The 21413-nt window shown below is 73.0% G+C and carries 23 protein-coding genes and 1 pseudogene; 11 read left to right on the plus strand and 13 right to left on the minus strand.

What is annotated here, in order from left to right; genetic code table 11:
* Positions 1-31 precede the first annotated feature (31 nt).
* From ACIGXW_RS08745 to ACIGXW_RS08760, 4 genes are all read left to right on the plus strand, one after another.
* Positions 32-700, plus strand: a complete 669-nt coding sequence (locus ACIGXW_RS08745) for an RNA polymerase sigma factor (RefSeq protein WP_071965164.1) — start codon at positions 32-34, stop codon at positions 698-700.
* On the plus strand, positions 700-1731 hold the full coding sequence (locus ACIGXW_RS08750; RefSeq protein ID WP_399571388.1) for a hypothetical protein: 1032 nt from the start codon (positions 700-702) through the stop codon (positions 1729-1731). Before ACIGXW_RS08745 ends, ACIGXW_RS08750 begins: the two co-directional genes overlap by 1 nt.
* Before the next feature lie 182 nt (positions 1732-1913).
* Positions 1914-3497, plus strand: coding sequence for a methylmalonyl-CoA mutase (locus ACIGXW_RS08755; RefSeq protein ID WP_399571391.1), 1584 nt, complete (start codon positions 1914-1916; stop codon positions 3495-3497).
* Between the two features lie 31 nt (positions 3498-3528).
* A complete protein-coding gene (locus ACIGXW_RS08760) occupies positions 3529-3747 on the plus strand; it encodes a hypothetical protein (RefSeq protein ID WP_190064718.1) in 219 nt (72 codons plus the stop codon).
* A gap of 10 nt (positions 3748-3757) precedes the next feature.
* Here the strand turns inward: ACIGXW_RS08760 and ACIGXW_RS08765 are convergent, their stop codons facing one another.
* From ACIGXW_RS08765 to ACIGXW_RS08775, 3 genes are all read right to left on the minus strand, one after another.
* Entirely contained in the window at positions 3758-5230 is a 1473-nt protein-coding gene (locus ACIGXW_RS08765) for an alpha/beta hydrolase (protein ID WP_399571394.1), read from the minus strand.
* A 92-nt stretch (positions 5231-5322) separates the two neighbouring features.
* Positions 5323-5526, minus strand: coding sequence for a DUF397 domain-containing protein (locus tag ACIGXW_RS08770; RefSeq protein WP_399571397.1), 204 nt, complete (start codon positions 5524-5526; stop codon positions 5323-5325).
* Positions 5516-6349: a Scr1 family TA system antitoxin-like transcriptional regulator gene (locus tag ACIGXW_RS08775; protein ID WP_399571400.1), complete on the minus strand. Its 834-nt coding sequence runs from the start codon at positions 6347-6349 to the stop codon at positions 5516-5518. Before ACIGXW_RS08775 ends, ACIGXW_RS08770 begins: the two co-directional genes overlap by 11 nt.
* A gap of 117 nt (positions 6350-6466) precedes the next feature.
* On the opposite strand from ACIGXW_RS08775, the gene ACIGXW_RS08780 reads away from it, so the two are divergent.
* Entirely contained in the window at positions 6467-6838 is a 372-nt protein-coding gene (locus ACIGXW_RS08780) for a hypothetical protein (protein WP_399571401.1), read from the plus strand.
* A gap of 62 nt (positions 6839-6900) precedes the next feature.
* Positions 6901-6948, plus strand: a pseudogene (locus ACIGXW_RS08785) (hypothetical protein); the annotation flags it as partial.
* A gap of 51 nt (positions 6949-6999) precedes the next feature.
* Here the strand turns inward: ACIGXW_RS08785 and ACIGXW_RS08790 are convergent.
* From ACIGXW_RS08790 to ACIGXW_RS08810, 5 genes are all read right to left on the minus strand, one after another.
* Positions 7000-7506, minus strand: a complete 507-nt coding sequence (locus tag ACIGXW_RS08790) for a carboxymuconolactone decarboxylase family protein (RefSeq protein ID WP_399571404.1) — start codon at positions 7504-7506, stop codon at positions 7000-7002.
* 97 nt (positions 7507-7603) lie between these two features.
* On the minus strand, positions 7604-8035 hold the full coding sequence (locus tag ACIGXW_RS08795; protein WP_399571407.1) for a lasso peptide biosynthesis B2 protein: 432 nt from the start codon (positions 8033-8035) through the stop codon (positions 7604-7606).
* A complete protein-coding gene (locus tag ACIGXW_RS08800; protein WP_399571409.1) occupies positions 8032-8295 on the minus strand; it encodes a lasso peptide biosynthesis PqqD family chaperone in 264 nt (87 codons plus the stop codon). The genes ACIGXW_RS08795 and ACIGXW_RS08800 overlap by 4 nt, the downstream gene beginning before the upstream one ends.
* Entirely contained in the window at positions 8292-10139 is a 1848-nt protein-coding gene (locus ACIGXW_RS08805; protein ID WP_399571411.1) for an asparagine synthase-related protein, read from the minus strand. Before ACIGXW_RS08805 ends, ACIGXW_RS08800 begins: the two co-directional genes overlap by 4 nt.
* A gap of 12 nt (positions 10140-10151) precedes the next feature.
* On the minus strand, positions 10152-10289 hold the full coding sequence (locus ACIGXW_RS08810; RefSeq protein WP_399571413.1) for a lasso RiPP family leader peptide-containing protein: 138 nt from the start codon (positions 10287-10289) through the stop codon (positions 10152-10154).
* A gap of 180 nt (positions 10290-10469) precedes the next feature.
* Between ACIGXW_RS08810 and ACIGXW_RS08815 the strand changes: the two genes are divergently transcribed.
* Complete coding sequence (locus ACIGXW_RS08815) at positions 10470-11126, plus strand: GNAT family N-acetyltransferase (protein ID WP_399571416.1); 657 nt, start codon at positions 10470-10472, stop codon at positions 11124-11126.
* Positions 11127-11190: 64 nt separating this feature from the next.
* Positions 11191-12615, plus strand: a complete 1425-nt coding sequence (locus tag ACIGXW_RS08820; RefSeq protein WP_399571419.1) for an amidase — start codon at positions 11191-11193, stop codon at positions 12613-12615.
* Between the two features lie 48 nt (positions 12616-12663).
* Here the strand turns inward: ACIGXW_RS08820 and ACIGXW_RS08825 are convergent, their stop codons facing one another.
* A complete protein-coding gene (locus tag ACIGXW_RS08825; protein ID WP_399571421.1) occupies positions 12664-13362 on the minus strand; it encodes a FadR/GntR family transcriptional regulator in 699 nt (232 codons plus the stop codon).
* Between the two features lie 104 nt (positions 13363-13466).
* Between ACIGXW_RS08825 and ACIGXW_RS08830 the strand changes: the two genes are divergently transcribed.
* Together ACIGXW_RS08830 and ACIGXW_RS08835 are read left to right on the plus strand one after the other, a co-directional pair.
* Positions 13467-13982 (plus strand): gluconokinase, encoded by a 516-nt coding sequence (locus ACIGXW_RS08830; protein WP_399571424.1) that lies wholly within the window; start codon positions 13467-13469, stop codon positions 13980-13982.
* A 34-nt stretch (positions 13983-14016) separates the two neighbouring features.
* A complete protein-coding gene (locus tag ACIGXW_RS08835) occupies positions 14017-15414 on the plus strand; it encodes a gluconate:H+ symporter (protein WP_071964981.1) in 1398 nt (465 codons plus the stop codon).
* A 44-nt stretch (positions 15415-15458) separates the two neighbouring features.
* On the opposite strand, the gene ACIGXW_RS08840 is transcribed toward ACIGXW_RS08835, so the two are convergent.
* On the minus strand, positions 15459-16991 hold the full coding sequence (locus tag ACIGXW_RS08840; protein ID WP_399571426.1) for an FAD-dependent monooxygenase: 1533 nt from the start codon (positions 16989-16991) through the stop codon (positions 15459-15461).
* Between the two features lie 67 nt (positions 16992-17058).
* On the opposite strand from ACIGXW_RS08840, the gene ACIGXW_RS08845 reads away from it, so the two are divergent.
* Entirely contained in the window at positions 17059-17763 is a 705-nt protein-coding gene (locus ACIGXW_RS08845; RefSeq protein WP_399571428.1) for a TetR/AcrR family transcriptional regulator C-terminal domain-containing protein, read from the plus strand.
* Here ACIGXW_RS08845 and ACIGXW_RS08850 read toward each other — a convergent pair.
* From ACIGXW_RS08850 to ACIGXW_RS08860, 3 genes are read right to left on the minus strand one after another with little or no spacing between them, the layout of a single operon-like run.
* Positions 17695-18870: an acyltransferase family protein gene (locus ACIGXW_RS08850; RefSeq protein WP_399571430.1), complete on the minus strand. Its 1176-nt coding sequence runs from the start codon at positions 18868-18870 to the stop codon at positions 17695-17697. The genes ACIGXW_RS08845 and ACIGXW_RS08850 overlap by 69 nt on opposite strands.
* Positions 18867-20234: a polysialyltransferase family glycosyltransferase gene (locus ACIGXW_RS08855; protein WP_399571433.1), complete on the minus strand. Its 1368-nt coding sequence runs from the start codon at positions 20232-20234 to the stop codon at positions 18867-18869. The genes ACIGXW_RS08850 and ACIGXW_RS08855 overlap by 4 nt, the downstream gene beginning before the upstream one ends.
* Positions 20231-21220, minus strand: coding sequence for a glycosyltransferase family 2 protein (locus ACIGXW_RS08860; protein WP_399571435.1), 990 nt, complete (start codon positions 21218-21220; stop codon positions 20231-20233). The genes ACIGXW_RS08855 and ACIGXW_RS08860 overlap by 4 nt, the downstream gene beginning before the upstream one ends.
* Positions 21221-21413 lie beyond the last annotated feature (193 nt).

The following is a 21413-nucleotide window of genomic DNA, read 5'->3' on the forward strand; positions in this document are numbered from 1 at the left end:
GCAGGTATGGCGCGTGGTGCAGGATGAGAGCGTGCAGGGGGACGACGCTGAGCTGACCGCCGCGGTGTGCGCGGCACAGGGCGGGGACGAAACGGCATTCCGTACGGTCTACCGGACCGTGCATCCCCGCCTGCTCGGGTACGTACGCACGCTCGTGGGCGACTCGGACGCGGAGGACGTGGCCTCGGAGGCGTGGCTGCAGATAGCCCGCGACCTCGAGCGGTTCACCGGCGACGCCGACCGCTTCCGCGGCTGGGCGGCCCGGATCGCCCGCAACCGTGCGCTCGACCACATACGGATGCGCGGCCGGCGCCCGGCCATCGGCGGGGACGAGAGCGAACTCGCCGGCCGCGCCGCCGACGCGGACACCGCCGGGGAGGCCCTCGAGGCCCTCGGCACGGGGCAGACCCTCGCCCTGATCGCCCAGCTCCCGCAGGACCAGGCCGAGGCCGTCGTGCTGCGCGTGGTCGTCGGCCTCGACGCCAAGAGCGCCGCCGGAGTGCTGGGCAAGCGCCCCGGCGCCGTGCGCACCGCCGCACACCGGGGCCTTCGGCGGCTGGCCGAGCTCGTGACGGCGGGGGGCGGCCGGCAGGTCGCCGACGCCACCCCCGGACAGCGCCAGTCACACACCGGAACGGGCGGAGCCAACGCTTCTGCCGGTGTGACGCAATTGCGCGCGCGGACGCAGAAGGACATGTGATGGCGGACGACCACCGGTACGACTGGCTGGATGACGACGCCGTGGAGCGAGTGCTGCGCGGCGAATCCGTCGTCGCCGGATGCGTGGCGGACACGGGCACGAGCACGGACGACGGCCCCGGCAAGGCCGCCCGGCTCGCGGCCGAACGGCTCGACGCGGCGCTGCGCTCCCTCACCGCCCCCCTGCCCGACGGCCCGCTGCCCGGCGAGGAAGCGGCGCTGGCCGCCTTCCGCGAGGCCCGCGCCGCCGGTGCCGCGCCGTCCGCGGCGCACCGCGCCGGACCCTCGGGGGTCGTCCGCTCCTTCCTGCGCCGCCGCCCCCTCAACGCTGCCCTCGCCCTGGCCCTGGCCGGCTGCGCGGTGGGCGGCGTCGCCGTCGCCGCCGGCACGGGCGTCCTGCCCGTCCCCTTCGGCCGCGGCGCCAAGGAGCCCACGCCCGCCACCAGCGTGACCGTGGCCGGCGGCGCCGAGACCGAGACCCTCGCCCCCGCCGCCCCCGGCCCCCGCGTCACCCCCTCGCCCGGCGCGAGCGGCGGCCGGCACAGCGCCGAGCCCGACGCGTACGACACCCGCCGGCCCGGCAGCGCCACCCCCGGCGGCCCGACGGACGCACCGGGCCGCAGCCCCTCGGCGACCCCCTCCGACGCCACCGGCGACGACCAGGCCGACAAGGGGCGTGAGAAGAACAGCGACGCCGACGCCCTGGGCAGCCGTGCCTGGGCGGCCAAGATCTGCCGGGAGTTCCTCACCAACGGCAAGAAGCGCGGCGCCACCGGCAAGGGCGTCGGCGAGGAGGAGATGCGCAGCCTCGAGCGCAGCGCCGGCGGTCCGGGCGCCGCGGACCTGCGCACGTACTGCGAAGAGGTCCTCAGCCTCTTCGACTCCTCCGGCGATGCCACGGCCGGTGCCACGGGCGGCTCGCCGACGGGCGGCACGCCGACCGTGCCGCGCACCCGCAGCCTCCCCCGCACGAGCCTTCCGCTGCCGGTCCCGACACCCGGTGTGACACTTTCGGACGCCGCGGCGCTGTAGGTAGTGAAGCCGACTGGTCATCGGCTGCGCAGGAGCCGGAGTTCCCCCCATACCGTCGGCTCCGCGCATCGGCGCGGGCGGGGCTCTTCCCCCGGTCCTGCCCGCGCCGCCCCTCTTCCCGCCGCCCCGCACCGCTACAGTCCGGATGAGGACCCTCCGAAACGGAGAGCGGGAGGCATCCCATGACCCGGTCGAGCGAATCCGGACTGCCCATCCAGCCCGTCTACGGCCCCGGCGCCCTCACCGGCTGGGACCCCGCCGACAAGCTCGGCGACCCGGGCGCCTACCCCTACACCCGCGGCGTGTACCCCACGATGTACACCGGCCGCCCCTGGACGATGCGCCAGTACGCGGGCTTCGGCACCGCCGCCGAGTCCAACGCCCGCTACCGCCGGCTCATCGCCCACGGCTCGCACGGCCTGTCCGTCGCCTTCGACCTGCCCACCCAGATGGGCCACGACTCCGACGCCCCCCTCGCCGGCGGCGAGGTCGGCAAGGTCGGCGTCGCCGTCGACTCCGTCGAGGACATGCGGGTGCTCTTCGACGGCATCCCCCTCGGCGAGGTCTCCACCTCCATGACCATCAACGCCCCCGCGGCGCTGCTGCTGTTGCTCTACCAGCTGGTGGCGGAGGAACAGGGCGTACTGGCGGACCGCCTGACGGGCACCATCCAGAACGACGTGCTGAAGGAGTACATCGCACGCGGGACGTACATCTTCCCGCCCAAGCCCTCGCTGCGCCTGACCGCCGACATCTTCCGCTACTGCGGCGCCGAGATCCCCCGCTGGAACACCATCTCCATCTCCGGCTACCACATGGCCGAGGCCGGCGCCTCGCCCGTGCAGGAGATCGCCTTCACCCTGGCCGACGGCATCGAGTACGTACGCACGGCCGTGGCGGCGGGCATGGAGGTGGACGACTTCGCGCCGAGGCTGTCGTTCTTCTTCGTCTCCCGCACGACGCTGCTTGAGGAGGTCGCCAAGTTCCGGGCGGCGCGCCGGATCTGGGCGCGGGTGATGCGCGAGGAGTTCGGCGCGCGCGACCCCAAGTCGCTGATGCTGCGCTTCCACACCCAGACCGCGGGCGTCCAGCTCACCGCCCAGCAACCGGAGATCAACCTCGTGCGCGTCGCGGTGCAGGGCCTCGCGGCGGTCCTGGGCGGCACGCAGTCGCTGCACACCAACTCCTTCGACGAGGCCATCGCCCTGCCCACCGACAAGGCCGCCCGCCTGGCGCTGCGCACACAGCAGGTGCTGGCGTACGAGACGGACGTGACGGCGACCGTCGACCCCTTCGCGGGCTCGTACGTGGTGGAGTCGATGACGGACGAGGTCGAGGAGGCCGCGGTGGCGCTGATGCGGCGCGTCGAGGACCTGGGCGGGGCGGTGGCCGCCATCGAGCACGGCTTCCAGAAGAGCGAGATCGAACGCAACGCCTACCGCATCGCCCAGGAGACGGAGAGCGGCGAGCGGGTCGTCGTCGGCGTCAACCGCTTCCAGCTGGACGAGGAGGAGCCGTACGAGCCGCTGCGCGTCGACCCGGAGATCGAGGCCCGGCAGCGGGAGCGGCTCGTCCGGCTGAGGACGGAACGGGACGGGCGGGCCGTGGCGGCGGCGCTGGCCGCCCTGAAGAAGGCGGCCGAGGGCACCACGGACAACGTCCTCTACCCGATGAAGGACGCGCTGCGGGCCCGGGCGACGGTCGGCGAGGTGTGCGGGGCGCTGCGCGAGGTGTGGGGTTCGCACGTACCGACGGAGGCGTTCTGACCTCCTCCCGGGCTGAGGGACACTGAGAGGTATGTCCTCACCCCGCCGCGCCTGCCCCGTATGCACCCGCGAGATCGCCGTCGTCGGCGGCCGCTACGCCCGCCACGACCCGCCGGGCCGCCGCCCCGCGTTCTCGTACGAGCTGGTGTCCTGCCCCGGCTCGCGCCGCTCGGCGCCGCTGCTGGCCACGGAACCGCGGCTGTTCGACCCGGAGGAGCCGCCGATGGACGGCCAGCAGCAGCTGTTCTGACCTATCTGCCTTATTTGCACAGCATGTCCTGGGCAGGCCGCTCCCCGGTGGTGAGGAAGGCGGTGACGGCGCGATCGCCGCAGGCGTTGCCGGAGCGGAGGTAGGCGCCGTGGCCTCCGGAGTCGACGGCGACCATGCGCGCCCGGTCGCCGAACGCCTGGCGCATCTTCAGGGCGCCTCGGTACGGGGTGGCGTTGTCGCGCAGGTTCTGCACCATGAGGACGTTGGACGGCCCGTCCGGGGTGATGCGGGTGGGCTTGTCGGCGGGTCCGTCCGGCCAGAACGCGCACGGCATCACTCCGACGGGCATCCCGCCGGTCAGCGGATGCCGGACGCGGTCGACGGCCACGTCGCGCGCGTAGTCGGGCAGTGAGCGGGGCCAGCGCACGTCGTTGCAGATGACGCCGACCATGACGGCGGCCTCGGTGGAGGTCGCGTGCGGGGGTTCGTAGGGCACGGGCGCCTGCCCGGCGTCGCGGGCCGACACGATCAGCTCGGCGAGCCGCTCGAAGTCACGGTCGGCGTAAAGCCCCTGCTGGAGCTCCTGCCGCAGCCGGTTCCCGGTGAGCAGTTGCTTGCCGCCGGCCTTCTCCGGCACCTTGTCGAGCCTGGCGGCCAGCGACAGGAACAGTGGCCGTACGTCCTCGGCCCGCTCGGCGACCCGGTGCTTGCCGTCGCGTGCGGGGTCGGCGGCCCACTTCGCGAAGTCCGGGAACCGGTCCTCCGTCGCCCCCGACATGTTCGCCAGCCAGCCGCGCTCGACGCGCTCGGGATCGGGGTCGCCACTGCTGTCGAGCACCCAGCGGTCGGTGCGCCCCGGGTACTTCTGCGCGTACACGGCACCCACGTACGTGCCGTACGAGGTGCCCCACGCCGACAGCTTGTCCTCGCCGAGGGCCTGGCGCAGCCGGTCGATGTCCCGCACCTCGTTGGCGGTGGAGAACGACCGGATCAGCTCCCCGCCGTTGCGGGTGCACGCCTCGGCGATGCGGCGGCCCCGGACGACGCTGGGCCCGATGTCCCCGCCGGGCCCCGGCCAGGGCCGCAGGTGCGCCGCTTCGAGATCGTCCTCGCCGAGCTTGCAATCGGCCTGTGTGCTGCCGCCGACGCCGCGCGGATCGAAACTGACGATGTCGTACACCCCCCGCGTCTCCTTGCGCAGCTCGTCCCCCACCTTGGCCAGCTTCTCCCTCCCCGAGCCGCCGGGCCCGCCCGGTATGACGAGCAGCGTGCCGCGCCGGGCCTGCGGCCGGTCACTGAGCAGCCGCGAGACGGCGATCGTCACCTGGGGCCCGGAGGGCCTGCGGTAGTCGAGGGGAACGCGGAGATCGGCGCATTCGCCGGGTCCGGTGGCGCACGCCTTCCAGACGAGGGGGGCCGGGACGGCGGGAGCCGCCTGGGCGGCGGCGGGCGCGGTGAGTGTGGCGGCGATGGTGGCGGACGAGAGGGTCAGGAGAAGGGCTTTGCGCTTCGTAAGTGCCATGCGGTCCATGGTGGTTGGGTGGGCCGCGCGTGACCATCGGGTGATCCACCTAGGGGGGCGGGGGGTAGCCCCCCTGGGGTGTTGTCAGGGGTTCACCGCAGAGCGGTGAGGAAGCTGGCCCAGCTTGACGAGGGGAGTGTCAAGACGGGGCCTTGGGGGCACTTGGAGTCGCGGACGTGGATGTGGGCGGGGGTGGTGTCGTTGACTTCGAGGCAGCTGCTACCGCCTTGGTCATCGCCGTGACCGCTGTAGCTGGACTTTTGCCACCCGGGCGATATGTGCTGCTCACAGCGCATGTTCGTACTCCTCTGCCACTGAAGTGATCAAGTCCAGCGACGCCTGGGCCGACAGCGCGTCACCCAGCGCGAGATCGTACGAGGCTTGGCACTGTGCGACTGTCGCCGGATCGTCGTGCAGGTGCCCGGTCCTTAGCCCCTCAACGTACGCCAGTGGCGGGGCCTCGTCGAACTTCATCAAGGACACCATGCTCTCGGCGAGCGCGTGTGCGCCAGAACTGAAGGGAAGCACGTGAACCGGGACACGGCCGTTGCTTGCCAGTGCGGCGATGTGGCGCAGTTGGGCAGCCATCACAGCGGGCCCGCCAACTAGCCTCCGTAGCACGCCTTCGTCCAGCAACGCCCACATCACGGGGCCATCGCTGCCATCAAGGATTCGCGCGCGCTCAAGGCGCTTGACAACGCGTCTGTCAACATCCGCCGCAGCGATATTGGCGGTTCCGGAACGGAAGATCGCCCGTGCATATGGCTCGATCTGCAGCACGCCCGGCACCAGGGCCGCTCCGTACTCCTGGATGCAGCTGGCCAGGCCCTCCAGTTCCACGACCTGCGCGAAGTAGGTGGCGAACCGCCCTGTGTCGAGCGTCGGCAGGAAGCGCTCGAAGAAGCCGTCCGTACCCAGCTCGTTGTCCAGCCGCCTCGCGTCCTCGACGCGCGGTTTGCGCCGCCCGGCCTCGATGTGGGCGATCAGCGACGGCGAACACACAACGGCATCGGCGAGCGACTGCTGCGTGTGGTTCGCGGCTTCGCGCCGCAGCCGCAGTTCCTCGCCGTAGGCCTCCCTGGCGATGGACGGGCCCTGCGGGCCCGAACGCTTGTCCATGATGCAACCCCCGCTCTTGACAGTGGCGTTGGAGAGCCGAACCCCCTTCCGGAGCCTAGCCCCGCACGGCAACCATCTGGGCACCGTCCGTAAAGAACGCCCCCCGAAGGGACAGCCGTGCACGACACCCCCAGGCCCCACCCCCACCCCGACACGTCGACGTACCGCGAAGGCGCCTACGTCATCGACACCCGCACCGCCACTCTCGCCCAAGTCATGGGCGCGCCAGGCCCGCTCGTGCAGGTCAGAGCGCCCGGCGACGGGCGGGAGTGGGCGGTGCCGCCGCAGGCGTTGCGGCTTGCGACGCGGGGGGAGCGGGAGGCGGCCGGGGTTCGTGGGGCGGCGCCGAGGTCGCCGGTCGGGTGTGCGGAGTGCGCCGAGCTGGAGGCCGCGCGCAGGGCGGCCGTCGGGGCGGCGGCGGTGGATGCCATGGTCGCCGTGCGCAGCCACTTCCGGGACGCCCACCTGCTGCCGGCGAGGCCCCGGTGAGCGGGCGCTGGGCTGGAACGGCCTACGCGGCGGCGCGCCCGGCGATCCCCTGCGCGCACAACGTGGGGTGGACCCGCACCGGGGGAGAGGCCCACTGCCCCCGGTGCGGGGTACGGCTCTTCACGGACTACGGGGCCGTGCGCCCCGCAGGGCTGCCGGAGTCAGTTCCAGGGCTCGGAGAACGACCGTCCGGGGACGGGCTTGGCGATGAGGGCGATCGGGATGAAGAAGTTGACCTGGCCGATCGCGGCCATCAGGGTGGCGAGCGCCTTGGGGTCGTAGTGCTCGGCCACCTCGGCGTAGAGCTCGTCGGAGACCCTCTCCCCGTGGGCGGAGGGCTGGAGCACGGCCTCCACCAGGGCGAGCGCGGCACGCTCGGGGCCGGTGAAGTACGGCGCGTCCTGCCAGGACGACACCGCCGTGATCCGCTCCTCCGACTCCCCGGCCTTGCGCAGGAAGCCAGTGTGCAGGACGGTCAGGTACGTGTTGCCGACGATCTGGCCGGCCCGCAGCTGCAGCAGGCTGATCGTGGTCCGCGGGACCGAGCGGTTGCCGGTGACCTTGAACAGGGCCGCCGACACCTCCGCCAGCTCGGGGAGGAGGTCCTGCGGGTCCTCGGTCATCCTCGGACCCATCGGAACGTCGGCAGTGATCGGACGTGCGTTCATCGTTGTCTCCCATCGGGCTTTCCCGTTGCTGTCACTGCCCTGACGGATGGCGTCGGGGAAATGTGACCGATGGGCGAGCATGTTTTTCCGCCGTCGGCTATTCGCGGGCCGGCCGCGGTCGGCTCGGGACCACCATCAGCCGGTGGTAGTGGCCCGCCCGGTGGGGCTCGCCGACCGGGTGGCCGTCGACCTCCACCCAGGCGTGGGCGCGGAACGGAGACGTGCGCACCCCCGTGCACCAGTCCGGCCAGACGCCGCGCATCCGGCACAACAGGGCCGTGGCCACCGAGCGTTGCAGACAGCCCTCGCCGGCGCAGCGTGCGCTCACCGCGACGACCGCGCGGCGGGCGGCGAGGGCCTGTTCCGTCGTGGCGGGGGCGGCGCCGCGGCGGATCAGGGTCAGGATGCGGCGGATGCGGCGGGGCTTGAGCAGGACGAGGAGGCGGGCCGCCGCGGTGGCCAGGAGCGCCGGCGGGCGGTGGTGGAGCGGCAGGGGCTCCCGGGCGGCCGGCACCATGGGCTGGCTCATGCGCTCACCACCAGCCGCGCCGCGCGCAGGGAGTCGATGAGCGCGGCCGTGTCACTGTCGGCGCGTTCGGCGGTGAGCTGGGGGTACATGTCGCGGAGCCGGCGGGCGGCGTCCTGCGGTGTGGCGCCGCCGAGCAGGGAGCGCAGGACGATGCGGGCGGTGCCGTTGAGCTGCCAGTAGCGGCCGGTGAGTTCGTCGAGGAGCACCAGGCCGTCCTCGGTGTCCGTCGCGCAGACGTCATGGCGCAGGGCGAGACTCACGGTGCTCCTCCGGTGGTCGCGACGTTCAGTGAGCGCAGCCAGGTCTCGCCGCCCAGGGTGGGGCCGAGGGGGCGCAGCGCGTCCGGGGTCGGGTGGACTCCGAGCAGGCTGGTACGGAGGGCCGCGGCGTCGATGAGTCCGGTGCGGGCGAGCCGGGAGTCGTCGAACAGCCCGACCAGCGTGGCCCGGTTCCGGCGCAGGGCGTCGTGGAAGTCGGCGCTGTACTCGCCCTTGGTGGAGCGCCGCAGGACGGCGTCGGGCACGATGCCGGACATCGCCGCGGCGAGCACCGGTTTGTACCGGCCCGGCGTGCTGCGTTCGGCCACGCGGACGGCCAGCGCCGCCTCGATCACGCCGTCGTCGAGGAAGGGCGCGGCGTAGTCCAGCCCCAGGCGGGAGAACACCTGGCCCAGCTGACGGACGCCGCGCGCGCCGGTCCGTACGCACGTCAGCGCGGTGTGCTGGCCGCGCCGGGGTGCGAGGGGTTCGGCGGTGTCGGCGGCCTCGCGGAGCAGGCGCTGCACCGCATGGACGGCGTCCGGGGTCGCCCAGGGAGGCATGCGCAGGGCGGTGCCCCATGCCGTCGAGGGGACCGGGCGACCGGCGGCCGCCGGAGGGCGTTCGGGGCCGGTGAGGCCCTCCGCCCAGGCGGCCAGCCACTGGCGGTACGTGCTGCGGTCGGCCAGTTGGCGCAGCACCGGCCACAACGGCCAGTGCTGGGAGTCGCGGTGGCGGCGGATGCGGGCGAACGCCGCCAGTGGGCGGCTGCGGACGTAGTCGTGCAGGTGCGGGGGGAACGCCGTGAACAGTTCGTCCCCGCCGCCGCCCATCATGTGCAGCCGCGAGCCCCGGGCGGTCATCAGCTCGGCGGTCGCCGCGATCCTGGCGCTGTCGCGCACCCAGGCGCCGGGTTCCTCGGTGGGGACGGCGCCGAGGCCCGTCGGATCGCTGTACCACGGGGGCCACTGGTCGCGGGGCGGCGCCACATGCTCGGCGGCGGGGAGCGCGGCGGCCGCGCGTGCGGCCCAGGTGGTGTCGTCGTTGGCGGGGTCGAGGCTCTCCCAGCGCAGCGTCACCAGCTTCGCCCGGTCCCGGGCCGCTTCCCGGGCGGCCAGGAAACACAGGCTGGTGGAGTCCATGCCGCCGGACAGATCCGAGCTGACCGTGCCGCCCCGGGCCGTGCACGCGTCCACCGCGGCGGCCAGCGCATCGCGCACCGCGGGTGCCCCCCGCACCGCCGGGAGCTCCGGCTCCGGAGGGCTCCACCAGCGCTGTGCGCGGGCCCGTCCGTCCGCCTCGAGCAGCAGGCAGTCATGGGGCCGCAGCCCCTGCACGCCCTGCCACAGGCAGTGGTCGTCCAGCGGATACGGAGGAGGCGAGGCCAGCAGATGAAGAGCCAGGATCCGCTCGTCCACGGCCGCTCCGGTCGCCGCGGCGAGCCGGTCCGCCCGGTCGGCGGCCACCGTCGCACCGCCGACGCGTGCGTGGAAGATCCGCCGCACCCCGGAGGCGCTGCCCCGGACGCGGACCCGCCCGCCGACCGAGGCGAGGAGGTGGAAGCTGCCGGTCAGGCCCCGGGCCGCCCGCTCCACGTCCGCGACGTCCCGCAGGTGGCCCGCGCGCGCCGACAGCGCGCCGGCGGTGACCGGGCAGCGCCCGATCACCGCCAGCTGCTGCGGCCCCGCGACTCCCACCGTCACGTGTCCTTCCGGCCAGCTGCCGAGCAGCCAGGGCCGGCCGGAAGGATGGGCGACGACCTCGGTCGCCCGGGGCCGCAGCAGCCGCGCCGCGGCTGCGCCCGCTTCGCCGTCCGGGAGGACCGCGAACCACACGTCAACCGTCATGAACCGGCGGCCTCAGGCGGGGCCGAGGTACCACTCGTAGGGCGGGAACCCGCCTTCATAGAACGCCCCGAGGGCTTCGCCGCGCGTCAGCTCGGCGAAGTCGCCGACTTCCGCCATCGCCGGCGGTTCGTACAGCTCGTGCTGGTCCATGAGGAGACCCCTTCCCGCCCCTGATCCAGTGCGGAATCTGCACTGTGATGCGCAAATGCCCAGAGCATCCCGGACTACGCCCACTGGGGGTGTTTATCCACCCGAAGGAGTGAACGAGGGCGGAGGTGGCCGTCGTAAATCGGTTCGCGTCAACAGGCCGCCCACCGGCAGGCTTTCGTCATGGGAATCCACTACTGGCCCCTGTACGGGCTGCGCATCACCACGCCTCGACTCGAACTGAGACTGCCCGACCTGCCCCTGCTCGACGGCCTCTCGGCCGTGGGGGCGGACGGTGTGCACGAACCGGGCGAGATGCCCTTCCTGATCCCCTGGACCGACGGCACTGCCGTCGAGCGCGGCCGGGCGACGTTCCAGCACCTGCTCGGCACCGTCGCCGACTGGCGCCCGGAGAAGTGGACGCTGAGCCTGGCCGTCCTCTGCGACGGCGAGCCGGTCGGCCGGCAGGACCTCACCGCCGTCGACTACGCGGTGACCCGGGAGATCGAGACCGGCTCATGGCTGGGCCTGGCCCACCAGGGCCGCGGCATCGGCACCGAGATGCGGGCGGCGGTCGCCCACCTGGCGTTCGAGGGCCTGGGCGCCCGGTTCATGACGTCGGCCGCCATGCCGGACAACCCCCGCTCCCTCGGCGTCTCCCGCAGGCTCGGCTACCGCCCCGACGGCCTGCTCGTCGCCTCCGTGCGCGGCCGGGCCCGCACCTTCCGGCGCCTGCGCCTCGACCGCGAGGCATGGCAGGCGCACCGCGCCGTCCCCGTCGAGATCCACGGCCTGGAACCCTGCCTCCCGCTCTTCCTGGGCGACACCGTCGCCCCGTGAGGCCTGGTGGTCCTGCAACTCCTGTGCCGTTAACGTGTGTTCGAGTGGGGGAAGGGGGATCGGTGTGACCGGTTTCAGCGGCGAGGAACACGAGGGGCTCCAGGAGCAGGTACGGGCCCTGGCCGGGCGCCAGGTCTCCTCGCGGGAGCTGGTGGAGCGGTCGCTGCGGCGCATCGAGGCGACGCAGCCGACACTCAACGCGTTCCGGCGGGTCCGCGCGGAAGCGGCGCTGCGCGAGGCGGAGACCGCCGACCGGCGGCTCGCGGCGGGCGAGCGCACACCGCTGCTGGGTGTGCCCGTCGCCGTCAAGGACGACATGGACGTCGCCGGCGAGCCGACCGCCTTCGGCTGCCCCGGCGACTTCCCGGCGAAGAAGGACGACAGCGAGGCCGTGCGCCGCTTACGGGCCGCCGGCGCGGTGATCGTCGGCAAGACCAACACGCCCGAACTGGGCCAGTGGCCCGTCACCGACGGGCCCGCCTTCGGCGTGACGCGCAACCCCTGGAGCCTGCGCCACACCCCCGGCGGCTCCTCCGGAGGCTCCGCCGCGGCCGTCGCCGCCGGGCTCGTACCGGCCGCGCTGGGCTCGGACGGCGCGGGCTCGATCCGGATACCCGCCGCCTGGACGCACCTGGTCGGCATCAAACCCCAGCGGGGGCGGATCTCGACGTGGCCGCAGCGGGAGTCGTTCCGGGGCATCACCGCCGACGGGCCGTTCGCCCGCACGGTCGGCGACGCCGCGCTGCTGCTGAGCGCGGCGAGCGGCTCGCACGAGGGTGACCTGCACCGGCCGCCGGCCGTCGACATCCTCGCCGCCGCCGGGCACGGGCCGCGGCGCCGGCTGCGGATCGCGCTGTCGCTGCGGCCTGCCTTCGCCGCCGTCCGGCACTGGCTGGACCCGGCCGTCCGGGCCGCGACGCTGCGCATCGCCGAACGGCTGGAGGTGCTCGGGCACGAAGTCGTGGAGGAGGACCCGCGCTACGGACCGATCGGCTTCGCCTTCGTGCCCCGCTCGATGGCCGGGGTGCGCGACTGGTCCGCCCGTGTGCCCGACCGCGCGGCGCTCGACCCCCGCACGCACGCGAACGTACGCGGCGGGCTGCTGCTCGGCGGCGGGGTGCTGCGCGCGGCACGGGCCGCGGAGGCACCGCTGCGACGCAGGATCGGGGAGATGTTCTGGCGCTTCGACGCCGTACTGACGCCCACCACGGCCGTACCGCCGCTGCGCACCGGCGACCTGGCCGGCCTCGGCGGCCGCGAGACCAACTCCCGCATGATCGCGGCCTGTCCGTACGCCTGGCCCTGGAACGTCCTGGGCTGGCCCGCCCTGAGCGTGCCCTCCGGCCTCACCGAGGCCGGGCTGCCGATGGGCGCACAACTGCTGGGACCGTCGAACAGCGAGCCGCTGCTGATCTCGCTGGCCGCCCAGCTGGAGGCGGACCGGCGGTGGTACGAACTGCGGCCGCCACCGGGGGATCCGGCGAAGTGAGCGCCGGTGCGCCCCTCCTCGGGGCATCAGGACTCAGGGCGTCAGCCCTCAGGGCACCAGGACGTCCAGCTCCGCCATCGCCCCCGTCGCGATCTCCCTGGTCAGCGCCTCCGCCCGGGCCGCGTCCCGCTCCCGTACGGCCTCGGCGACGCGCACGTGCAGGGTCACCGCGGCCGGGTCGGGGTCGGTGAACATCACCTGGTGATGGGTGCGGCCCGTGAGGACCTCCGCGACGACATCGCCCAGCCGCGCGAACATCTCATTGCCCGAGGCCCGCAGGATCACCCGGTGGAAGGCGATGTCGTGGACCAGATAGCGCTCCAGCTGCTGGCCGCGCGAGGTGGCCACCATGCCCAGGGCGTGCTCGGTCAGTTCGGCGCACTGCTCGGGCGTGGCGAGGCGGGCGGCGAGGCCGGCCGCGACGGGTTCGATCGCCGAGCGCAGCACCGTCAGGGAGCGCAGCTGGCGCGGCCGGTCGGGGCCGGCCAGACGCCAGCGGATGACGCGGGGGTCGTAGACGTTCCACTCGTCGGCCGGGAGCACGGTCACGCCGACGCGGCGCCGGGAGGTGACCAGGTGCATGGACTCCAGGACGCGGATCACCTCGCGGACGACCGTGCGCGAGACGTCGAAGCGCTCCTCGAGCTCGTCGGTGCGCAGCACGCTGCCCGGCGGGTAATCGCCCCCGGTGATCGCCGGCCCGAGGGAGTCGAGCACGCGCTCGTGCTGGCCCTGTGCTCTGTCCATGGGGTCAGCCTACGGGGGCCTGGAAGAGCGGTGCGCGCGAATAAGTATGACGTTTTAATCACGAGGCTTGAATACGTCGTACCTCATCGGTTTCAGTTACCGCCATGAACACCCACATCGTCGTGGTCATGGGCGTGGCCGGAACGGGCAAGACCACGGTCGGGCCCCTGGTCGCGCAGGCGCTCGGCGTTCCGTACGCCGAGGGCGACGACTTCCACCCGCCCGCCAACATCGCCAAGATGTCGGCGGGCACCCCCCTGGACGACGCCGACCGCGCCCCCTGGCTCGACGCCATCGGCGACTGGGCCCGCGGCCGGGCGGAGGCGGAGGCGGGGGCGGGCGGCGTGGTCAGCTGCTCCGCGCTCAAGCGCGCCTACCGCGACCGGCTGCGCGCCGCCGCACCCGGCACGGTCGTCTTTCTGCACCTCACCGGCGACCGCGAGCTGATCGCCGACCGCATGGCCGCCCGCAAGGGGCACTTCATGACCACCCGGCTGCTGGACTCCCAGTTCGCCACCCTCGAACCGCTCGAGGCCGACGAGGCGGGTGTCGTCGTCGACGTCACGCCCGAGGCGGCCGTCATCGCCGAGCGGGCGGTCGCCGCGCTGCGGCGGCTCTGAACACCTCCCCCCTCCCCCCTCTCAAGGAAGCCCCGTGAGCACTCTCAGCGTCGAGATGCTGGCCGCGGCCCCCACCGCACCGATCACTTCGGCAGGTCACGCACAGCTGGGCACCGCCGTCCTCATCGGCATCGCCGTCATAGTCCTCCTCATCACCCGCTTCAAACTGCACGCGTTTCTCTCGCTGACCATCGGTTCGCTGGTCCTCGGCGCGGTGGCAGGCGCGCCGCTCGACAAGGTCATCGCCAGCTTCACCGGCGGCCTGGGCGCCACCGTGGCGGGGGTGGGCGTGCTCATCGCGCTCGGCGCGATCCTGGGCAAGCTGCTGGCCGACTCCGGCGGCGCCGATCAGATCGTCGACACGATCCTGGCCAGGGCGGGCACACGCTCGATGCCCTGGGCGATCGTGCTGATCGCCGGCGTCATCGGCCTGCCGCTGTTCTTCGAGGTCGGGATCGTGCTGCTGATCCCGGTGGTGCTGCTGGTCGCCAAGCGCGGCCACCACTCGCTGATGCGGATCGGCATCCCCGCCCTCGCCGGCCTGTCGGTGATGCACGGGCTGGTGCCCCCGCACCCCGGCCCGCTGGCCGCCATCGACGCCATCCACGCCGACCTCGGCGTCACCCTGGCTCTGGGCGTGCTCGTGGCCATACCCACCGCGGTGATCGCGGGTCCGCTGTTCTCCCGCTACGCCGCCCGCTGGGTCGACATCGCCCCGCCCGAGAAGCTCATCCCGCAGCGTCCCTCCGAGGACCTGGCCCGCCGTCCCGGCTTCGGCGTCACCGTGGGCACGGTCATGCTGCCCGTGCTGCTGATGCTCGCCAAGGCGCTCGTCGACATCGTCGTGGACGACCCGAAGAACCACCTCCAGCGCGTCACCGACGTCGTCGGCTCCCCGCTGATCGCCCTCCTCGCCGCCGTCCTGGTGGGGCTGTTCACCCTCGGCCGGGCTGCCGGCTTCGGCCGCGACCGGCTCGCCGGGACCGTGGAGAAGTCGCTCGTGCCGATCGCCGGCATCCTGCTCATCGTCGGCGCGGGCGGCGGCTTCAAGCAGACCCTGATCGACGTGGGCGTCGGACGGATGATCCTGGACATCTCCGAGGACTGGTCCGTCTCCGCCCTCCTCCTCGCCTGGCTGATCGCCGTCGGCATCCGGCTGGCGACCGGGTCGGCGACGGTGGCCACCATCTCCGCCGCCGGGCTCGTCGCACCGCTCGCCGCGGACATGAGCACGACGCACTCGGCCCTGCTCGTCCTGGCCGTCGGCGCGGGATCGCTGTTCTTCTCCCACGTCAACGACGCCGGCTTCTGGATGGTCAAGGAGTACTTCGGCATGAGCGTGGGCCAGACCATCAAGACCTGGTCGCTCATGGAGACCGTGATCTCGGTCGTCGGGATCGGCTTCGTGCTCCTCCTCTCGCTCGTGCTGTAGCGAGCCCCGGCGGGCGGGCGGGCGGGGGCGGCCGGCCGGAGGGATCACCCCTGGCCGGTGATCTCCCTCAGATACGCGCTCACATCCGACGGGTCGTCGGTCGCCAGACCGACGTACCCGTCGGGGCGTATCAGGAACAGCCCGCTCCCGTACGCCGCTCGCGCATGGCCGTCGGGGTCGCGCAGGTCCGGCGTCGGACCCTCGACGCGGTACGTCCGCGCCAGGCCGCCCTCGAAGGCCGGCAGCCCGTCCTCGTACCCGACGGCCAGCAGGGTGAACTGCGGGCCGCGGAAGGCATCGAAGAGCCGGACCGTGGCGCCCGAGGGGTCCTTGCACGGCGCGTCCGGCGCCCGGTCCCCGGCCCGCAGGGCGCCCTCCGGGACGTCCTGGCGCAGCTCGCGCGTCAGCGGGCTGGTGGGGTAGCCGATGCCGAGCTGGTGGGTCTCGGTGCCGCGCCGCGGGTTATCGCCCTGGTCGGCGCGGTGGACGCGGGTGCTCAGCCCCAGCACGCCGGCCGCCACCTCCATCCGCTCGGACTCATAGGTGTCGAGCAGGGTGTCCGGGGCGTTCAGCCGCAGCACCGCGTCGAGCTTCCAGCCGAGGTTGTAGGCGTCCTGCAGGCTGGTGTTGAGGCCCTGGCCGCCGGCGGGGGAGTGCACGTGCGCGGCGTCCCCGGCGAGGAGGACCCGGTCCGAGCGGAACCGCCCGGCCATCGCGGCCCGCGCCCGGAACGTCGAGGACCACGTCACCTCGCCCACCCGCAGGTCCGTGCGGCCCGTGCGCTCCTCGAGCAGGCGCTGAAGGGCCTCGGGAGTGGCGTCCCGTTCGGCGTCCGGCGTGTGGCCGGTGTCCTCGAACCGGGCGAGGAACTGGAAGGACTCGGTGCCCTCCAGCGGGCGCATCATCACCATTCCGCCCGGCGCCTGGGGCCATATGTGCCAGTGCGTGCGCTCCAGCCCCTCGAGGAAGAAGTCGGCCAGGAGGACGGGGCGGGGATCGACGAAGTCGCCCTCGAAGTCGACGCCCAGCGCCTTGCGCACGGTGCTGCGACCGCCGTCGGCGCCGACCAGATAGTCCACCCGCACGGTCTCGCGCTCGCCGTCGGCGTGCGTGAGCGTGGCCGTGACGCCGTCGGCGTCCTGGCTGAAGTCCGTCAGCTCGGTGTCGAAGTCGACGTGGCCGCCGAGCTCGGCCAGGCGGGCGCCCAGGATCTCGACCGTGCGCCACTGGGGCAGCATCAGCACCTCGCCGTACGGCGCGGCGGGCGTGGGGGCGGCGCGCTCGACCAGCTCCCACTCGCCGAGCTGCCGGGGGCCGTCCCAGTTCATCATCGGCGGGCAGGGGCCGCCGGCCGCCAGGAACGCGGGCAGGACGCCCAGATCCTCGAAGACCTCCAGCGTGCGCGGCTGCAGGCCCGTGCCGCGCGAGCCGGGGAAGCCGCGGGGCGCGCGGTCCACGACGCGGTGGCGGATGCCGCGCCGGGCGAGGTCGATGGCCAGGACGAGCCCGGTCGGGCCGGACCCCACGATCAGCACCTCGGTGCCGGTGGATGTGCTGGTGCACGTGTCAATGCTCATGCAAGCCCCCTTAACGACGTTAAGTTCACGCTACCCAGCGTGGCCTGAACACCGTTAAGCTGTCAAGGTGGGAACTCGACCGAAGAGACTGGACCGCTCACGCGTGGCCGACACGGCGCTGCGGGTGCTGAACGACGTGGGCCTCGAAGGGCTGGCCCTGCGGCGGATCGCCAACGAGCTCGACGTGCAGGCGCCCGCCCTGTACTGGCACTTCAAGAACAAGCAGGAACTGCTCGACGAGATGGCCACCGAGATGATGCGGCGCATGCTCGAGCCGCTGGAGGGCATCGAGGCCGCCACGTGGCAGGAGCACCTGACCGCGGCCACCCGCGTCACGCGCCGCACCCTGCTCGGCTACCGCGACGGCGCGAAGGTCTTCAGCGGCACGCGGTTCACCGAGAACCACCACGCGATACCGCTGGAGCGGTTCCTGGAGGTGTGGACGGGCGAGGGCGCCTCCGTACGCGGCGGGGCCCGTGCCTGGTTCACCGCCCACACCTTCGCGGTCGGTTACGTCATCGAGGAGCAGTCCATCTACCCGCTGCCGGGCGGCAGCCGCGACCCCGCGTACGACCTGGAAGGCCGCGCCCTGCGCATGGCGGGCTACCCCCTGGCGGGTGAGGCCGGCCGGGAGTTCTTCGGCGACCTCGACAAGGGCTTCGAGGAGAGCCTGGCCGCGATCGTCGCCGGCATCGACGTGACGCTAATGAAGCCCTCCCGCCGCGCCCCGGCCCCGGGCGCCGGCGGACATGGCGTCACCGCCCCCCAATGACCTGCGCAGCACGGGCGTGAGGCGGCGCTCCACCCAGCGGTGGAGCGCCCAGGCCAGTACCAGCATCACCAGCACCGTCAGGGCGAACGCCGCGTACGAGGGGACGCCCAGCCCCCGGTGCAGGGCGCTGATCACGACCCACCCCAGGTGTTCGTGCACGAGGTAGAAGGGGTACGTCAGCGCGCCCGCGAACGGCAGCCACCGCCAGTTCGCCCAGCCCGTCCGGCCCAGCGCCACCGCCGCGACGGCCGCGTAGCCCAGGGCCAGGACGGCGATGATGACGTAGGGGGAGCGGTAGGAGAAGTAGTGGGGGTTCGGCGGGTGCCACAGCCCCCTCACCGCGTAGTGCTGGCCCAGCAGGAAGCTCACCGCCACGATGCCCCAGGACAGGGCGTCGTGGCCGAAGCGGTGGATCAGGTACAGGCCGATGCCGCCGATGAAGAACGACGCGTACTCCGGCATGAACACCACCCGCAGGAACTCCACATGGGACGCCGTCGTGACCACCGTCATCAGCGTCCACACCGCGCAGAACAGCACCACCCGCCGCCGCGTCGCCCCCGGCAGCACCACGAACAGCGCGAACAGCGCGTAGAAGCGCACCTCCGCCCACAGCGTCCAGCACACCCCCAGCACCCGCTCGGCCCCGGCCGGCTGCTGCAGCATGGTCAGGTTCACCAGCGCGTCGCTGGCCGACACCGGCCGGTACGTCACCCACGGCAGCGCGAAGACCAGCGTGACCAGCACGATCGCCGCCCAGTACGCGGGGTAGAGGCGGGCCGCACGCGAGGCGAAGAACGAGCGCAGGGGGCGGCCCCAGCCGCTCATGCAGATCACGAAGCCGCTGATGACGAAGAAGATCTGCACCCCCAGACAGCCGTAGGCGAAGGCCGCCGACAAGTGCGGGAACTCGTGCCGCGGCGAGGCGCCCCACGCCCGGCTCACGTCACCGTCCCGCCCGCCGTAGTGGTACGCCGCCACCATCAGCGCGGCGATCAGCCGCAGCCCGTCCAGGGCCCGCAGCCGCCCGGACGGCCCGCTCCTGCCCGCCTTCCCCGCCGGCGGGCGGGTGCGGGTGCCGGGCAGGACCGGGGTCGTCGCGCTCATGCGGTGGTCACCGTTTTCCGCGTCTTCCTGCCCACCAGCCTTCTGCGCAGCGCCCGCGCCCGGCGGGCCACCGTGCGCACGGCCGGGCTGCGCGGCAGGAAGGCCAGCTGGGACGGGACCGCGCCGGGCAGCGCCAGCGAGGTCAGGCGGCGCCGCTTGAAGTAGCGCCGGGTACGGGCGTCGAGGTGCGCGGCCAGATAGCGCTCGGCGGCCGGCCGCAGCCCCGGGTTGACCTGCGGCTGCATCGCGAAGCCGACGGCCGCGAGCAGCCCGCCCAACCGCTCCGGGTCGCCGCACGGGCGCACCGGGTCGTCGAGATCGGGCAGCAGCGCGTCGACGATGGTCACCGGCACGCGATTGCTGTTCTGGTACGGCGTGAGCCGCTCCAGCAGCAGATCGGTCCCGCACCGGGCGACGGGCAGCCCGTAGAAGGTGTTCGCGGTCAGCAGGGCGGTGGAGAAGCAGGCGACGACGAGCGCGGGCCGCAGCCGCTGGTAGACGACCTCCGCCAGTACGGGCGCGTCCAGAACCGTCAGCGCCGCGCCGAGCCGGGCCGCCTCCTCCTCCAGCATCCGCGACCAGCGGGCCGGCGCCGAGGGATGCGGCTTGAAGACCACGTCGCGGTGGCCGCGCCCGACCGCGCCGCGCAGCATCCGCACGTGCAGCCGCTCCTCCTCCTCGGGCGAGAGGATGTCCAGCGCCGACAGGTACTGGCCCAGCAGCAGCGCCGCCCCCTCCGGCGCCCGCGGCAGGCTGCCGTCGGCCGCGTCGGCGAGCTCGGCCAGCACCTTGGTGAAGACCTCGCCCGGCACGACGTGCGGCTCGACCCCGAACTCCCGCAGCAGCAACGGCTCCAGGCCGGGCACCAGGTCGAGGTGCAGGAGGCGGGCCACGCGCGTGCCGATCAGCGGGTCGAGCTTGCTGCGCGTGGGCCCGTAGCTCATCAGCCCGTCGGCGTAGACCTCCAGCGGCGCGTCGGGGAAGAGCTGGACCAGGGCGAGGGCGGGGTTGACCTGGATGGACTCCAAGGCGATCGTCACCTCGTCCTCGCCGAGCCCCCACAGCAGCCGCAGGTGGCGCTCCCACAGCGGGACGTCGTCCGGGCGCGGGGACCAGGCGGTGGGATGGAAGGGGCGGATCGTCTCGTTCCACGACAGCACCCCGTCGAAGCGGGTGCGCAACCGCTCGAAGCCGGGCGCCTCGTCGAAGGCGGGTGTGGTCTCCGGGACCGCAGCGGTGTTGGCGACGAGCAGCAGCCTGCGGTCGGCCTGCCCCAGGAGCCCCGCGTCGAGCGCGGCGGCGAGCGTGGCGGCCCCGTAGAGCGTCGAGGCGAGCAGGAGCTGGGTGCGGCGGCGTGCGGTCATCGGGCGCTCACCTGCGCCGGTACGGACGCCACCGGCCGGCGGCGCAGCCTGCGCAACCGGGCGGCCCGGTCCGCGTCCATGGAATTCAGGGCGTCCTTGAGAAGATCCTGCGGCAGCCTCTTCATGGCCGCCGCACACATCCAACGCAATGTTCTGGCGACCGCGGGTTCGAATCTCTCGATGGAGCCCAAATGGTGCGCCATAATCGCGCAATACGTACGGACCGCCTTTGGCAGGAGTTTCTCCGCATCCACGTCCCGCACCGTTTCCTCGATTACCTGGTCGAACGCGCGAATGAAATCCAGCTGCCGTACGTCACCGATTTGAGTGAGTGACGTCGCCACCCCGCGCCGGTAAAAGACGCCGAGCAATCCGGCGACGGCGAAGGAATCCGCCTCGCGGTGCAGCCGCCAGATCCACGGCCGGTCCTCGGCGGTCCGCAGCCCGTGCCGGAAGTGCAGCAGCCCCGCGTCCAGCAGCCGGCGGTGGTAGATGCCCGCCCACGCGTACGGATAGTCCACGGACGTGGAACGCCCGGCGGGCAGTATGGCCTCGCGCGGCCGCAGCGCCACGCCGCGCCGGCCGATCGGCACCCGGTGGATCGTGCGGGTGCGGCCCACGCACTGGACGTGGTCGGTACGGACGAAGTCCACGCCCAGCTCCTCGATCACCGCCAGCAGCCGGGCGAGGTACCCGGGCGCGAGCCAGTCGTCGCCGTCGAGGAAGGTGACGAACTGCCCGCGCGCCGCGTCCAGGCCCGTGTTGCGGGCGGTGGCCAGCCCCTCGTTCGTCCCGTGGCGGACCACCACCGCCCCCGGCACCTCGCGGCCGGCGCGCTCCAGGAGGGCGGGCGTGCCGTCCGTCGAGCAGTCGTCGACGAGAATGAATTCGAAGTCCTCACGTGCGTTCGCACCCAGACTTCTCAGTGTGTCGGGGGCGTATGTCTGCACGTTGAAGAACGGCACGATGACGGAGAGCTTGACCACGCGCGTGACGCTATGTGGCGCCCCGGCATTCGTTCTGACGCAGGCCATAAGGAGAGGTGAACGAAGCACGGCGGATCGATGAACCACCTTTGCGCGTCAACCGCTTCGCCGACCGTCGGTGTGCTGTTTACCGGCTGTTGAAGTCCCGTTGGGCAACGAAACGGAATGGATTTCTATCGTCGGCGACGTGCCA

The sequence above is a fragment of the Streptomyces sp. NPDC053079 genome, assembly GCF_044546695.1.
GTDB lineage: Bacteria > Actinomycetota > Actinomycetes > Streptomycetales > Streptomycetaceae > Streptomyces.

Excerpts from the sequence above, each read along its gene's own strand:
- ACIGXW_RS08750 (WP_399571388.1), top strand. The coding sequence starts at position 700 with ATGGCGGACGACCACCGGTACGACTGGCTGGATGACGACGCCGTGGAG.
- ACIGXW_RS08795 (WP_399571407.1), bottom strand. The coding sequence starts at position 8,035 with ATGAGCCAGCCCATGGTGCCGGCCGCCCGGGAGCCCCTGCCGCTCCAC.
- ACIGXW_RS08840 (WP_399571426.1), bottom strand. The coding sequence starts at position 16,991 with ATGAGCATTGACACGTGCACCAGCACATCCACCGGCACCGAGGTGCTG.
- ACIGXW_RS08770 (WP_399571397.1), bottom strand. The coding sequence starts at position 5,526 with ATGCGCTGTGAGCAGCACATATCGCCCGGGTGGCAAAAGTCCAGCTAC.
- ACIGXW_RS08790 (WP_399571404.1), bottom strand. The coding sequence starts at position 7,506 with ATGAACGCACGTCCGATCACTGCCGACGTTCCGATGGGTCCGAGGATG.
- ACIGXW_RS08815 (WP_399571416.1), top strand. The coding sequence starts at position 10,470 with ATGGGAATCCACTACTGGCCCCTGTACGGGCTGCGCATCACCACGCCT.
- ACIGXW_RS08765 (WP_399571394.1), bottom strand. The coding sequence starts at position 5,230 with ATGGCACTTACGAAGCGCAAAGCCCTTCTCCTGACCCTCTCGTCCGCC.
- ACIGXW_RS08755 (WP_399571391.1), top strand. The coding sequence starts at position 1,914 with ATGACCCGGTCGAGCGAATCCGGACTGCCCATCCAGCCCGTCTACGGC.
- ACIGXW_RS08850 (WP_399571430.1), bottom strand. The coding sequence starts at position 18,870 with ATGAGCGCGACGACCCCGGTCCTGCCCGGCACCCGCACCCGCCCGCCG.
- ACIGXW_RS08760 (WP_190064718.1), top strand. The coding sequence starts at position 3,529 with ATGTCCTCACCCCGCCGCGCCTGCCCCGTATGCACCCGCGAGATCGCC.
- ACIGXW_RS08810 (WP_399571413.1), bottom strand. The coding sequence starts at position 10,289 with ATGGACCAGCACGAGCTGTACGAACCGCCGGCGATGGCGGAAGTCGGC.
- ACIGXW_RS08775 (WP_399571400.1), bottom strand. The coding sequence starts at position 6,349 with ATGGACAAGCGTTCGGGCCCGCAGGGCCCGTCCATCGCCAGGGAGGCC.
- ACIGXW_RS08825 (WP_399571421.1), bottom strand. The coding sequence starts at position 13,362 with ATGGACAGAGCACAGGGCCAGCACGAGCGCGTGCTCGACTCCCTCGGG.
- ACIGXW_RS08855 (WP_399571433.1), bottom strand. The coding sequence starts at position 20,234 with ATGACCGCACGCCGCCGCACCCAGCTCCTGCTCGCCTCGACGCTCTAC.
- ACIGXW_RS08830 (WP_399571424.1), top strand. The coding sequence starts at position 13,467 with ATGAACACCCACATCGTCGTGGTCATGGGCGTGGCCGGAACGGGCAAG.
- ACIGXW_RS08805 (WP_399571411.1), bottom strand. The coding sequence starts at position 10,139 with ATGACGGTTGACGTGTGGTTCGCGGTCCTCCCGGACGGCGAAGCGGGC.